The organism is Dokdonia ponticola (assembly GCF_042653865.1).
GTDB lineage: Bacteria > Bacteroidota > Bacteroidia > Flavobacteriales > Flavobacteriaceae > Dokdonia > Dokdonia ponticola.
Map to the genome: position 1 here is coordinate 693,086 of NZ_JBHSFV010000001.1, position 13,517 is coordinate 706,602.

The window sequence follows — 13,517 nt, forward strand, 5'->3', positions numbered from 1 at the left end:
GAGTACGCTTTCGCGAAAGCGTACTCAATCTATCACACTTTTATCTCTACTTCTACTCCACTAGGTAACTCTAACTTCATTAACGCATCAATCGTTTTTGAAGAAGAACTATAGATATCTAGCAAACGCTTGTAAGAGCTAAGCTCAAACTGCTCACGAGATTTCTTATTTACGTGTGGAGAACGTAGTACTGTAAAAATTTTCTTGTGCGTAGGAAGTGGAATTGGTCCAGTTACTACAGCTCCTGTCGTTTTTACTGTCTTTACGATTTTCTCAGCAGACTTATCTACTAAGTTGTGGTCGTAAGACTTTAATTTGATTCTTATTTTTTGACTCATATCCTTAGTAATTAGTTTGTTCCTTTAGATGCTGCAATAACCTCTTCTGAAATATTAGAAGGTGTTTCTGCATAGTGAGAAAATTCCATTGTTGATGTTGCGCGTCCAGAAGATAATGTTCTTAATGTAGTTACATATCCAAACATTTCTGAAAGAGGTACCGTTGCTTTTACTGTTTTTGCTCCAGCACGATCTCCCATGTCACTTACTTGTCCGCGACGACGGTTCAAATCTCCTACGATATCTCCCATGTTTTCTTCAGGAGTAATCACTTCTAGTTTCATTATTGGCTCCATAATTACTGCCTTAGCAGCTTTTGCAGAGTTTTTAAATCCTAATTTAGCAGCAAGCTCGAAAGACAACTGATCAGAATCCACATCATGGTAAGATCCGTCCTTAAGCGTTACTTTCATAGAATCTACTTCATAACCTGCTAATGGTCCATTTACCATCGCCATTTTGAATCCTTTTTCAATAGAAGGGATAAATTCCTTAGGAACGTTACCACCTTTAATTACAGATTCAAACTGAAGTCCAACAACACCTTCGTCTGCTGGCTCAATTGTAAATACAATATCAGCAAATTTACCACGTCCACCCGATTGCTTTTTGTACACTTCTCTATGATCTGCTGCTGCAGTAATAGCTTCTTTGTACTCAACCTGAGGCTGACCTTGATTTACTTCTACTTTAAATTCACGCTTTAAACGATCTACAATTACATCTAAGTGAAGCTCACCCATTCCAGATATAATTGTCTGGCCTGAAGCCTCGTCAGAACGTACTGTAAATGTTGGATCTTCTTCAGCTAATTTAGCCAATCCGATACCTAATTTATCAACATCTGCCTTTGTCTTAGGCTCCACTGCAATACCAATTACTGGATCTGGGAAGTCCATAGATTCAAGAACTATAGGATGCTTTTCGTCTGTAAGTGTATCTCCTGTTTTGATAGATTTAAATCCAACAGCAGCCCCGATATCTCCAGCCTCTATATAATCAATTGCTTTTTGCTTGTTAGCGTGCATTTGATAGATACGAGAGATACGCTCTTTCTTACCAGAACGGTTATTTAATACATAAGAACCAGCATCTAAACGACCTGAATACGCTCTAAAAAATGCTAAACGACCTACAAAAGGATCTGTTGCAATTTTAAATGCTAAAGCCGCAAAAGGCTCTTTTACATCTGGCTTACGTAATTCTTCTTTTTCTGTCTCTGGGTTTATACCAGTGATACCTTCCTTATCAGTTGGAGAAGGTAAGTAACGACATACGGCGTCAAGTAAAAACTGAACACCTTTGTTTTTGAATGCAGATCCACAAATCATAGGAATGATAGACATATCCATTACAGCAGCACGAAGCGCAGCATGCACTTCTTCTTCTGTGATAGAATCCTCATCCTCCATGTACTTCTCAAGTAAGTCCTCATCATACGCAGCAACCTCTTCAATAAGTTTACCACGAAGCATTTTAGCCTCTTCTTTAAGATCTTCAGGAATATCGATCACATCAAATGTTGATCCCATCCCTTCTTCATGCCATACAATAGCACGGTTTTTTACTAAATCTACGATTCCCTTGAAATCTTCTTCGTCACCAATATTTAATACGATAGGCACTGCATTAGAACCTAACATATCTTTTACTTGTTGACAAACCTCAAGAAAGTTAGACCCTTGACGGTCCATTTTATTTACAAAACCAATACGTGGCACTTTGTAATTATCAGCTAGTCTCCAGTTAGTTTCAGATTGTGGCTCAACACCATCAACTGCACTAAACAAGAATACTAACCCATCAAGTACACGTAATGAACGATTTACCTCAACGGTAAAATCAACGTGACCTGGAGTATCTATAATATTGAAATGATATCCTTTGGTTTCGTCAGTAGGCTGACCATTTTCCATAGGGAATCTCCACTCACAAGTTGTTGCAGCAGAAGTAATCGTGATACCACGCTCTTGCTCTTGCTCCATCCAGTCCATGGTAGCAGCACCATCATGAACCTCACCTATTTTGTGACTCACTCCTGTATAATAAAGGATACGTTCAGTAGTCGTAGTTTTTCCTGCATCAATATGAGCAGCAATACCTATATTTCTAGTGAATTTTAAATCTCTTGCCATTTCTTAGAATCTAAAGTGTGAGAATGCTTTGTTTGCTTCAGCCATTTTATGCGTATCAGTACGCTTTTTAACTGCAGCACCTTCTTCTTTTGCAGCAGCAAGAATTTCTGCAGCAAGTTTAGAAGCCATTGACTTTTCGTTTCTTTTTCTTGCATATCCGATCAACCATTTCATAGCTGTTGAGATCTTACGATCTGGACGGATTTGCATAGGGATTTGGAAGGTCGCACCTCCTACTCGACGGCTACGTACTTCTACGTGCGGCATTACATTAGATAATGCATCTTTCCACATTTCTAATGCAGATTTTTCGTCGTCTGTTTTCTTTTCTTCTACGATATCAATTGCATCGTAAAAAACTTTAAAGGCTACCGATTTTTTTCCATCCCACATCATCATATTAACGAATCGAGTTACTAACTGATCGTTAAAGCGTGGATCTGGTAAAAGTGGTCTCTTTTTGGCCTGTCTTTTTCTCATTTCTTCTCTTTAAAAGTGTTGATGATTACTTTTTAGGGCGTTTTGCACCATATTTAGATCTCGATTGTAGTCTTCCTGCAACACCTGCGGTGTCTAAAGCTCCACGTACAATGTGATATCTAACTCCTGGCAAATCTTTTACCCTTCCACCTCTAACCAATACTATCGAGTGCTCCTGAAGATTGTGACCTTCTCCTCCGATGTATGCATTCACCTCTTTACCATTTGTAAGACGGACACGCGCTACTTTACGCATTGCCGAGTTTGGTTTCTTAGGTGTAGTCGTGTAAACACGAGTACATACGCCGCGGCGTTGTGGACACGAATCTAAAGCAGCCGATTTACTCTTCTTGGTTATTTTGGCTCTTCCTTTTCGTACTAATTGTGAAATTGTTGGCATAATTTCTTTCTACCTAAAATTTGTTATAAATTAATTATCCCTTATTTAAGGGCTTGCAAAAGTACAACTATTTTGAGATTAATCAAATATTACTTCACTTATTTTAAATGGGTTTCTCATTAAATACTCCTCAAAGCACTTTTTACCCACAAAAACCGTTAGCTTTACATTATAATTACTAGACTTTTTGAGACGCTATATTTACATTCTTTTCTCCTTATATATTACAAGCACTTCTTATACAAATGCACAAGAAGAAAAAATCTCCTTAACCATAAAAGGCGCATCTCCAATCGAGACCAAAATAATTGACAGTGTTGGATATCCAAAAAAATTTAAAGAGCTAACCCCTTTATTCAACACTATTGACAGCCTAAAAATCAATCTATCTCAATTAGGGTACATAGATATTATAGAAAACAGGAATAAAGACACCGATTCTTCTTATACCTCCAACATGCAATTAGGCAAGCACTATAAATATGTCAAAATCTATGTGGAAAAACAACCAAACATTAAGGAATATCTTAAGAAAGCAAAAATCAATATAGAGAACGATAGTATTCTTGTGGAGACCGCTTTCGCGAAAGCGGTTTTAGAAAATTTAACCGCCATTGCTGCAAATAGTGGAAATCCATTTACAAGCTTTCAACTACAATCCCTTGCCAAAAATCAAACAAACACCCTTACTGGCATCCTCGTTGTAGAGCAAGATGAAAATCGGTATGCAAATCGTATCGTCATCAATGGATATGATAAAGCACCCAAGGGTTTTATAAAACACTATGCGAGAATACGGGAAGGAAAACTGTTTAATCAAAAAGAATTGCTAGAACAAAATGAACGACTAAACGATCTGAGTTTTATTTCTTCCAGGAAAGATCCTGAAGTATTGTTTACAAAAGACAGCACAACGGTGTATTTTTATTTAGAACGAAAAGTCAATAATCGCTTTGATGGGTTTTTAGGGTTTGCTACCAATGAAGAGACTAATAGACTTCAACTGGATGGATACATAGATCTTATACTAACCAATAATCTGAATTATGGAGAAACCCTCTTACTTAATTACAAAAGTGATGGAGACGACCAGACACAGCTACATGTAAAAGCGACCTTACCCTATTTATTTAGAAGTCCGCTGGGTGTTGAAACACAATTATCATTATTCAGAAGGGATAGTACATTTTCAGAAAACAGCCAAGAAGTGAGCTTATTTTACCAAATCAATTCGAATAACACAGTATCGCTAGGATACAAATCAAAACAATCTGAAGATCTCATTGAATCAGAAAACACTTCTGTTGAAATCATAGAGGATTACACTCAGCAAAGAGTTTTAGGTGGTTTTACCTTTTCAAAGTTACAATCGGACTTTTTCTTCCCCATTAAATCACAACTGATTCTGAATGGCGAAATTGGAAACAGAGTTTCATCACAGACAAAAGAAGAGCAGATAAGCGTCAACACCATCGCAAGTCATATCTTTAAACTGAATGAGGCAAATCAGATTTATCTAAAAAATAGAACGCAAGTATTACTCTCAGACTCATACCTTACCAATGAGCAATATCGTTTTGGGGGAATTACGAGTATTCGAGGTTTTGAAGAAAATAGCATTTTCGCAAATCTTGTTAGCACTTTAAATACTGAATATAGGTACGTATTGAACTCTAGTATTTATGTACATAGCATTATAGATCTCGCCTACTTTGAAAATGAGATCACCAATCAAAGAGAAAAACTAATCAGTTTTGGAGTGGGCGCTGGTTTACGAACAAAAGCGGGAATTTTTAAAATAAACCTAGCGAATGGTAAAACAGAAAATCAAGTCTTTCGTTTTTCAAATACTAAGCTTCATTTTCAGTTAGAAATTCGTTTTTAAACAACATTTCCTCAAGGTGTTGATTTTCAACAAACACCACTTATTGCTATTCTTTTCAAGCAACACCTCTCTTTTGTTATTATGTTAAAATTAACATAATAGTAAGTCTTTATCGGCATTATCTACAAACTGCTACAAAAAGGCAAAATTTAAATCGAAATAGAAAAATATCGGGCTGCACCTTCTTACCATTTTAATCCATTTTGGACGATAAATAATGACCCGATACGCATTTTAAAAGAATTACATAAAATAAATTCACTAGAAGCTATTCATAAACTGAATGCAGCGTAATTCTACACTTCAACATAAATGCTACAGTATACATCTATTTCACTCAGAGACAATTCACCATAGGACTAATAAATGGTGAATATTTAGTAATAAAAAATACTTGAAAAAATGAAAAAAAAATCATGCCTAGTGTTAACACTATTTCTAGTGTTTGCAGTTCAAACTGCTTTTTCACAACAGAAAACAGTATCAGGAACAGTCCTCGAATCCGAAGGTCCTTTACCGGGAGCTAACGTTTTAGTAAAAGGCACGTCCAATGGTACACAAACAGATTTTGATGGTAAGTTTTCCTTATCTAATATAACCCCTACAGACATTCTTGTCTTTAGTTATGTAGGGTTCAAAAATGTAGAAATACCTGTAGGTAATCAAACGTCTATCACGGTTACTTTAAAAGTGGACAATACACTCGACGAAGTCGTCATTGTAGGTTTTGGAAGCAGAACCAAAGAGTTATCGACATCAGCCATATCTACCGTTACTGGCAAGGATATAGAAAACTTGGTGCCTTCTACAAGTTTAGACAACGCGCTGCAAGGCAAAGCGGCTGGAGTGCAAGTTGTAGGAGCAAATGGAAGGCCTGGGCAAACTGCATTTGTCCAAATACGTGGTATTGGTTCTTTGAGCGCTTCGACCACTCCTTTATATGTTGTAGATGGGGTTCCCATTGACGCCAATGACGTTAACAACATTAACCCAAATGACATTGATAGTTTTTCTATCTTAAAAGATGCAGCTACAGTAAGTTTATACGGTTCTAGGGGAGCTAATGGGGTTGTTTTAATTACAACCAAAAAAGGAAAAAGCGGAGAAGCTAGAATTAGTTTTAATTCCTCTATAGGTTTTTCTCAACGAACTCCAGATCCATTTGACCTTTTAGATGCAAGAGGAAAACTTGACATTGAAAGACAATTTGCTGAATTAGGGGTCACTGCCGCACAGAGTTTACCAGGAGCAACCTCTACGCCAGAAGAACTTGCTGCGCTTATTGATTTAGATACAAATTGGGAAAACGAACTTCTTAGACAAGGGTTTATTCAAAATAATGCGCTTTCCATTTCAGGAGGAGATGAGAAACTAAATTATTTTTTATCTCTTGCATATAGCAAAAACACAGGTATTATAGATCGTATTGATGGTTTTGAAAGAACATCGGTACGTTTAAATACTTCATACCAAGCTAAAGAATGGTTAAAAGTAACCACAAACATCTCTTTATCTCGAAATACATCAGATTTACCTAGAGATCGAAATAATGTACAAAACCCATTTAGAGCTTTATATGATTACAATCCATATGAACCTCTCTTTTTAAGAGATGACGATGGCACTATTGTAACTGATGATACTGGTGAAAATGTATTTAACCCTACATCTACTGGATTTCCTGTTGCGAGAGCTCTGCAAACAGAACCAGAAGACAACAGAAATTTCTTAATTATTGGTAGCCTAGGAGCAGATATCAAAATCTCTGACAAATTTTCTAACAATTTTCTAGTAGGGGCCACATCCAATAGATTCAATAGAACAAACAGATCATTGCCTGGTGGTGTCCTCCAGGGGTTTGTAGGGGATGCGAATTTTCCTGGAACCCAAACAGACAACGCATCTATTGATTTACGCTACAATGTGACAAACACATTAAGTTATAAAGACACTTTTAATGGAGTACATAACCTTCAAGCTGATTTTCTTTTAGAATATATTGAACGCGTTTTTACTAGCCAATTTTCTACCAGTAGAGGTTTTCCCTCACCAGACATTCCATTTCAAGATGTCGCTACAGAAGCACAAACAGCAGGCTCTAATGAAGCTAGAAATAGACTCTTTTCTCAAGGACTATTTCTAACCTATGATTACGACAGAAAATATGTTGCTTCTGCAAGTATCCGTAGAGATACATCCACTAGGTTTGGCCCAAATAATCAAGAAGGGTACTTCTGGAGTACTAGTGTCGCATGGAACCTTTCAAATGAAGATTTCCTTACTGACAACAACACTATAAGTAACTTAAAGTTAAGAGCTTCATTAGGGACAGCAGGCAACCAAGCCATTGGAGATTTTCAGTTTTTAAACCTTGCGGGTTTTAGTACATTTAATGGAAATGCAGCACTAATTCCTTTTGGGTTAGGAAATCCTGATATCCAATGGGAAGCACAAAGAACATTTGACGTAGGTGTTGAATGGGGGTTATTTAATAATCGTCTCAATGGAGTTGTAGATTTTTTCCAAAGAAACTCTGACGAGCTTTTATTACCTAGACCGCTTTCCTTAACACAAGGAGATCTTGATAATTCTGTGACAACAAACGTAGGTGAAATTGAAAATCAGGGATTAGAAATTTCTCTTAATTATGACGTTTTAAGAAATAGTGACCTAAGGTTTTCTGTAGGAGGTAATATCTCATTCCAATTAAATAATGAAGTGGTATCACTTCTTGATGGAGCAGATATTATTAACGGAACTACTATTTTAAGAGAAGGTGAAGAGTTAAACACATTTTTCTTACCTAGATATGCTGGTGTGAACCCAGCAAATGGGGCTCCATTATACCTTGATCAAAACGATATAATTACTGATAATTTCAGTGCTGACTTCCAAACACTTTTAGAAGGTAAGTCACCTGCACCAGATATTCAAGGTGGTTTTTATACTAATGTGAGTTGGAAAGGCTTTAGTTTACGATCAGATTGGGCTTTTCAAACTGGAAACTATATTATTAATTTTCAGAGGCAAGCCGGTGTAGCCATTGGAAACATAGATGCTAACTTACGAACAGAAGCATTAAATTTCTGGAGACAACCAGGAGACACTGATGTTCTTCCAAGCCCATTATTTCAAGCTACAGCAGATCAAACATCAACTAGATTCCTTGAAAAAGGAGATTTCTTACGCTTAAGATCATTAACCTTAGCATACAACCTTCCAAGCGCTTTTACTGAAAAATTATTCATTAGTTCCTTGAGAATCTATGGGACAGGGCAAAATATATTAACTATCACTGGTTTTGAAGGAGATCCAGAAGTAGGGATTGGCTCTGCTGAGACCTCAGCACCTGGTGCAGCAGGATTTGTAACGGGCGCTTTTAATTTATTTAGTTATCCACAAACACGTTCATATACGTTTGGCGTAGAAATAGGTTTTTAAATCACAATAAAAAAAACAGAAATGAAAAAAATAAAATTAATAATAGTAGCAACATTATTACTGGGAATAACATACTCATGTAGTGATGAAATAGACAATTTAGAACCATTTACTTCTGTGAACCCTTTAGACTTTTTACAAGGGCCTACAGAATTTCAAACGGCTGTAGATGGTATGTACAACCAATTATTTGGTTATTATTCGGCACCAGGATCTGCTTTGCAAGGAATCCCAGATATTATGTCTGACAATGCTGTTTTAGTAACCACTGGTAGAAGATCTAACGAAGTATATTATGATTATCAATATACCGCAGCCACTGGAGGCGCCATAAGCTTATACTTTAGTCAAGCATATAATGCTGTCAATATTTCAAATATTGTTATTTCTCAAATAGATAAATTAGAAGCTGGCGAAACAAGAGATAATATTTTAGGACAAGCATTCGCTGGAAGAGCACTTGCTCATTTTGACTTAGCACGCGTATATGGCCCTATTCCAACGCAATCCAGTGACGCAATTAATGCTTTGGGTATTTCTTACATTAAAGTAGAGGACGGTGATGTGAATTTTGAAGAGCCTGCTCCTATTTTTCCCGAAAGAGAATCCATAGGTACAAATTACGAAGAAATCGTTGAAGACCTTCTTACAGCGAGCACATTGATTTCAGAATCAAATTCTGAAGGCAGATTAACGCGTAATGGAGTGTTTGCCTTACTATCAAGAGTATATCTCTATCTAGGTCAATACCAAAATGCAATAGATGCTTCAAATGAAGTAACTACATCACTTGCAACTCAAGAAGAGCTCCCTAATATTTATATTGATGCCTCTAATGACGGTATTGTGATAGAACTTTCTGTAAATACGGCAGGTCCAGAAGCCAATTTTAATAATGTAGGTGTCATTTATAGTCAAGGTAGTCTAGAAGCTGGAGAAATTACGAATACAATTTCTGAATACGCCGTAGATTTTGAGTTTTTCAATAGCATTAGTGATGATGATGCAAGAAAAGATGTGATACAGTTTGACAGCGCTAATGGAGATGCTGAACACAATGGAATAAAAAAATTCTTAGGAGAGGCTGGACAAGTAAACGGAAGACTTGACATTAAAGTGATGAGAGCTGCCGAAGTAGTACTTAATAAAGCAGAAGCGCAATTTGAATTAGGTCTTGAGGGGCAAGCTCTTACAACACTTGATGAATTAAGAGCATTAAGGTATACTCCATTTACACCAGGAACAGAAACTGGACAAGCACTTGAAGATGCCATACAATTTGAACGAAGAGTAGAATTAGCCTTTGAAGGACATCGCTTCTTTGACTTAAAACGTAGAGGAGAATCTATTGAAAGATCTTCATTTGGAGACTTAAGAGATGGCACTGGAACCCCAGCCGAAGTATTCACGCTTACCGCGGGAGATTTTAGATTTCAACTCCCAATACCTATTGCTGAAATCAATGCAAATTCTAACTATGTTCAAAATATTGGATACTAAAAAATAATAAAAATGGAAAAAATTAAATATTTACTATTAGTAACATTGAGTATCATCACATGTATATCATGTGATGATGACTCCGAATTTGGTTCTGGAGTTGACCAAACACTTATCGGTTTTAGTAATTCAACCCAAGATCTTTCTATTCAAATAGATGAAACACAAGATTTTGAGATACAAATAAACAGCACGACGCTATCTGATTCTGAAAGAACTATCATTTTTACAATAAGTGATTTGTCTACGCTAGACCCTAGCTTTTATAGTATTTCCTCCATGTCTATTACTATTCCGGCTAACGAGTTTTTTGGTAGTACGACAGTAACCATTCAAGATGTAGTGGGTAATGTAGCAGATCCAGAAACAATTATATTAGAAATCGTATCTCAAGATGACTTTGTTACAGGATCTAGTGTAACCACAACACTTTCTGTTGGCATAAACTGTCCTTTTGTATATTCAGAAATTCCAGAAGGTCTTTATGAAGTTACACAATCTGATTTTGGAGATTTCTTTGGAGACACAACTACGACAAGAACTATTGAACTTGGCCCTGGAGAAAATCAAGTTACTATTCTTGAAGGTGAATTTCCTATAGAAGGCAGCGATCCATTAATAATTACACTAAATGATGCTGGAAACGTCATTGCCGTAAATGAGGATGGATTAGCTTTTGGAAATGGTCCAGTCTCTGCAGATAACAACTTTCCCCCTAATTTTTATTTATTAGGTTCATCAGAAGGAACTGTTTTGTCTTGTATAGGAAGATTTGAATTAATACTTAATTACTCCCCGTTCAATGGCAATGTTCATTCGTTTAATTTAAAATTCATTGAATAATTCATTGATGATGAGTTATTACAAGAAAGATTAAAACTTTTAAATAATGACTCGCTAGGTAAACTCCATTGTATTGCCTTTTTAGAATAAAAAAGCGTGCTTATAAGCACGCTTTTTTATTAAACTTTTCTATTTTTTTTACGAAATAATACAGCTACTCCACAGCATTACCCTCTGCAATCCATTGTGAGATTCCTCCATTTAAGTCGTATACTTTTTCAAACCCTGCTTTTTCTAGTAAAGAAGCACATTTAGCACTTCTGCCTCCTTTTTGACAGTATACATACACAGGTTTCTCTTTATCAAGCTTTGCTACTTGGTCTTCCCAATCATCTCCTTGATACACGATATTTTTTGCATTTTTAATATGATTGGTTGCATATTCGTTGCGTGTACGCACATCAATGAGTTGTACAGATTCTTCTTTAAGTATTTCTTTCATCTCTTGCACAGAGATAACCTCTACTCGAGGCGTTGTTGTTTTTTCTTTACAGGAAAGAAAAAGCACAAAAAGACATAGAGATATCGTAAAACGCATATTTTTAATTTTCTACCCAAGCATTATAACCGCCTAGCATATTATAAGTGTTTTTAAAACCAAGCTGCTCCATAATAGTACAAGCCTGGACGCTACGGCCTCCCGAGCGACAATAAATATAGTAATTTTTTTCAGGATCAAGTTTTTTGACTTCGTTAATAAAACCTTGCCCCATAAAAATATCTATATGTTTAGAATTTTCTAAAGCTCCCTCATCTACTTCATCTTGCGTACGCACATCCAGAACAACTGCATTGTCATCGGTTGCGATGAGTGATTTCCACTCGGCTACTGTTATATCTTTCATTTATCTAAAATTTAATTGTTTTTACGCTATTAATGTAACGTTTCCTAATGTTGTTTTCTTGATGGCAGCATATCCTCCCAAGACATTGACCATATCTATCCCTTGTGATCGAGCAATAGACACATAAATTAATGATCTATATCCTCCCGCACAATGTACGTGATAGGTCTTAGCAGGATCTAATTCCTTGCTATTTTTATGAATTTCATCTAGTGATAGATGCTGTATTCCTTCTATATGACTTGTGGCAAACTCTCCATCTTTCCGCACATCTACAGGGTGAGCAATACTTCCGTTTGAGAGTCCATCTACAAATTCTTGTGCGGTCACTTCTTGCGTTTCTACCACTTCTTTACCTACTGCAATCCATGCTTCCATACCTCCTTTGAGATATCCTAGACTATGGTCATAACCAACTCTTGAGAGTCGCATCGCTACTTCTTCTTCCTTTCCTTCGTCTGCTATAAATATAATTTTTTGATTGATGTCCTGCACAACAGCTCCTACCCATGGCGCAAACTGACCACTCAATCCTATAAACCAAGCTTGGGGTAGAGACGCTTTCGCGAAAGCGGAAACACTCCTCGTATCCAACACTAACACATCTTCCTGAAGCGCTAATTTTTCAAATTCCAAAACAGAAAGTGGGGTAGTTCCTCTTTCTATAATCGTATCAAAATCTGTATTCACCCGCTTATTCATCGCTACATTTTCTGGAAAATAACCAGGAGGTGCCGCGAGTCCAGTAATCAATTCTTTTATAAAATCTTGCTTCTGTAATTTAAAAGCGTAGTTTGTTTCCTTTTGATTCCCTAGCGTGTCACTTGTCTCACTACTCATATTTTTACCACACGCAGATCCTGCCCCATGCGCAGGATATATGATAATATGATCTGGTAATGGCATGATACGATTGTGTAAACTATCGTATAAGTGTCCCGCTAAGTCTTCTGTGGTAAGCGTTGATTTTGCTGCAAGATCCGGGCGCCCTACGTCTCCAATAAACAAAGTGTCACCTGTAAACAGTGCTTGTTCCTTCCCTTCTTCATCACGCAACAAATAACAGCTAGACTCCATGGTATGTCCAGGCGTATGGATCACTTCTATTTGAAGTGCTCCCACTTGAAAAACCTCTCCGTCTTTTGCACCGTGGTAAGAATACCCTGCTTTTGCATTCGGTCCAAGAACAACTGTAGCTCCTGTAGCTTTAGCTAAATCAACTTGACCACTCACAAAATCTGCATGAAAATGCGTTAAAAAAATATACTTGATCTCACTCTTATTTTCTTTGGCAAGATCTAGGTAAGGCTGCACTTCTCTTAAAGGATCTATGATAATCGCTTCTCCTTGTGAACTTATAAAATAAGCTCCCTGAGCTAAACATTTTGTGTATATCTGTTCTAAGATCATTCGGGCATTTAATTTATTGCAAATTTAAGGAAATAAATAATCCTCTAAGCAAGCTACAAAGTATTCAACAGAATATGTTTTTTATATTTTTGAACTAAACTTTACGATATTAGATTCCAACCTTAAAATAGAACAAGGTTTAGGTGTTGCTTGTTTAGAGGGAGTAGCATACCTGCTGGCAAAGGCAGGTTCAACTAGCTATTTTAGAGATATTGCTTCACACCTTTTTAAAACACTATC

The 13,517-nt window shown here is 36.7% G+C and carries 11 protein-coding genes; 4 read left to right on the top strand and 7 right to left on the bottom strand.

Annotated elements, in window-relative coordinates:
• Positions 1-32 precede the first annotated feature (32 nt).
• From rpsJ to rpsL, 4 genes are read right to left on the bottom strand one after another with little or no spacing between them, the layout of a single operon-like run.
• Positions 33-338 carry a 30S ribosomal protein S10 gene (gene rpsJ / locus ACFO3O_RS03305; RefSeq protein WP_013073266.1) on the bottom strand — a complete coding sequence of 102 codons (306 nt, stop codon included), beginning with the start codon at positions 336-338 and terminating at the stop codon, positions 33-35.
• A gap of 11 nt (positions 339-349) precedes the next feature.
• Complete coding sequence (fusA, locus tag ACFO3O_RS03310; RefSeq protein WP_379977074.1) at positions 350-2,473, bottom strand: elongation factor G; 2,124 nt, start codon at positions 2,471-2,473, stop codon at positions 350-352.
• Positions 2,474-2,476: 3 nt separating this feature from the next.
• Positions 2,477-2,953, bottom strand: coding sequence for a 30S ribosomal protein S7 (gene rpsG, locus ACFO3O_RS03315; protein WP_379977075.1), 477 nt, complete (start codon positions 2,951-2,953; stop codon positions 2,477-2,479).
• Between the two features lie 25 nt (positions 2,954-2,978).
• Positions 2,979-3,353 carry a 30S ribosomal protein S12 gene (gene rpsL, locus ACFO3O_RS03320; RefSeq protein ID WP_379977076.1) on the bottom strand — a complete coding sequence of 125 codons (375 nt, stop codon included), beginning with the start codon at positions 3,351-3,353 and terminating at the stop codon, positions 2,979-2,981.
• A 187-nt stretch (positions 3,354-3,540) separates the two neighbouring features.
• On the opposite strand from rpsL, the gene ACFO3O_RS03325 reads away from it, so the two are divergent.
• The 4 genes from ACFO3O_RS03325 (at position 3,541) to ACFO3O_RS03340 (ending at position 11,022) form a co-directional block, all read left to right on the top strand.
• A complete protein-coding gene (locus ACFO3O_RS03325; protein WP_379977077.1) occupies positions 3,541-5,238 on the top strand; it encodes a BamA/TamA family outer membrane protein in 1,698 nt (565 codons plus the stop codon).
• A gap of 402 nt (positions 5,239-5,640) precedes the next feature.
• The gene (locus tag ACFO3O_RS03330; protein ID WP_379977078.1) at positions 5,641-8,679 is read left to right on the top strand and encodes a SusC/RagA family TonB-linked outer membrane protein; all 3,039 of its coding nucleotides are present in this window, start codon (positions 5,641-5,643) and stop codon (positions 8,677-8,679) included.
• A gap of 21 nt (positions 8,680-8,700) precedes the next feature.
• Positions 8,701-10,179 (top strand): RagB/SusD family nutrient uptake outer membrane protein, encoded by a 1,479-nt coding sequence (locus tag ACFO3O_RS03335; RefSeq protein WP_379977079.1) that lies wholly within the window; start codon positions 8,701-8,703, stop codon positions 10,177-10,179.
• Positions 10,180-10,191: 12 nt separating this feature from the next.
• Positions 10,192-11,022, top strand: a complete 831-nt coding sequence (locus ACFO3O_RS03340; RefSeq protein WP_379977080.1) for a hypothetical protein — start codon at positions 10,192-10,194, stop codon at positions 11,020-11,022.
• A gap of 154 nt (positions 11,023-11,176) precedes the next feature.
• On the opposite strand, the gene ACFO3O_RS03345 is transcribed toward ACFO3O_RS03340, so the two are convergent.
• From ACFO3O_RS03345 to ACFO3O_RS03355, 3 genes are read right to left on the bottom strand one after another with little or no spacing between them, the layout of a single operon-like run.
• Positions 11,177-11,560, bottom strand: a complete 384-nt coding sequence (locus tag ACFO3O_RS03345; RefSeq protein WP_379977081.1) for a rhodanese-like domain-containing protein — start codon at positions 11,558-11,560, stop codon at positions 11,177-11,179.
• Between the two features lie 4 nt (positions 11,561-11,564).
• Complete coding sequence (locus ACFO3O_RS03350; protein ID WP_379977082.1) at positions 11,565-11,867, bottom strand: rhodanese-like domain-containing protein; 303 nt, start codon at positions 11,865-11,867, stop codon at positions 11,565-11,567.
• 21 nt (positions 11,868-11,888) lie between these two features.
• Complete coding sequence (locus tag ACFO3O_RS03355) at positions 11,889-13,277, bottom strand: MBL fold metallo-hydrolase (RefSeq protein WP_379977083.1); 1,389 nt, start codon at positions 13,275-13,277, stop codon at positions 11,889-11,891.
• Positions 13,278-13,517: the final 240 nt, after the last annotated feature.

Coding starts and splice junctions, on each gene's coding strand:
- ACFO3O_RS03330 (WP_379977078.1), top strand. CDS start 5,641: ATGAAAAAAAAATCATGCCTAGTGTTAACACTATTTCTAGTGTTTGCA.
- rpsJ (WP_013073266.1), bottom strand. CDS start 338: ATGAGTCAAAAAATAAGAATCAAATTAAAGTCTTACGACCACAACTTA.
- ACFO3O_RS03345 (WP_379977081.1), bottom strand. CDS start 11,560: ATGCGTTTTACGATATCTCTATGTCTTTTTGTGCTTTTTCTTTCCTGT.
- ACFO3O_RS03355 (WP_379977083.1), bottom strand. CDS start 13,277: ATGATCTTAGAACAGATATACACAAAATGTTTAGCTCAGGGAGCTTAT.
- fusA (WP_379977074.1), bottom strand. CDS start 2,473: ATGGCAAGAGATTTAAAATTCACTAGAAATATAGGTATTGCTGCTCAT.
- ACFO3O_RS03340 (WP_379977080.1), top strand. CDS start 10,192: ATGGAAAAAATTAAATATTTACTATTAGTAACATTGAGTATCATCACA.
- ACFO3O_RS03335 (WP_379977079.1), top strand. CDS start 8,701: ATGAAAAAAATAAAATTAATAATAGTAGCAACATTATTACTGGGAATA.
- rpsG (WP_379977075.1), bottom strand. CDS start 2,953: ATGAGAAAAAGACAGGCCAAAAAGAGACCACTTTTACCAGATCCACGC.
- rpsL (WP_379977076.1), bottom strand. CDS start 3,353: ATGCCAACAATTTCACAATTAGTACGAAAAGGAAGAGCCAAAATAACC.
- ACFO3O_RS03350 (WP_379977082.1), bottom strand. CDS start 11,867: ATGAAAGATATAACAGTAGCCGAGTGGAAATCACTCATCGCAACCGAT.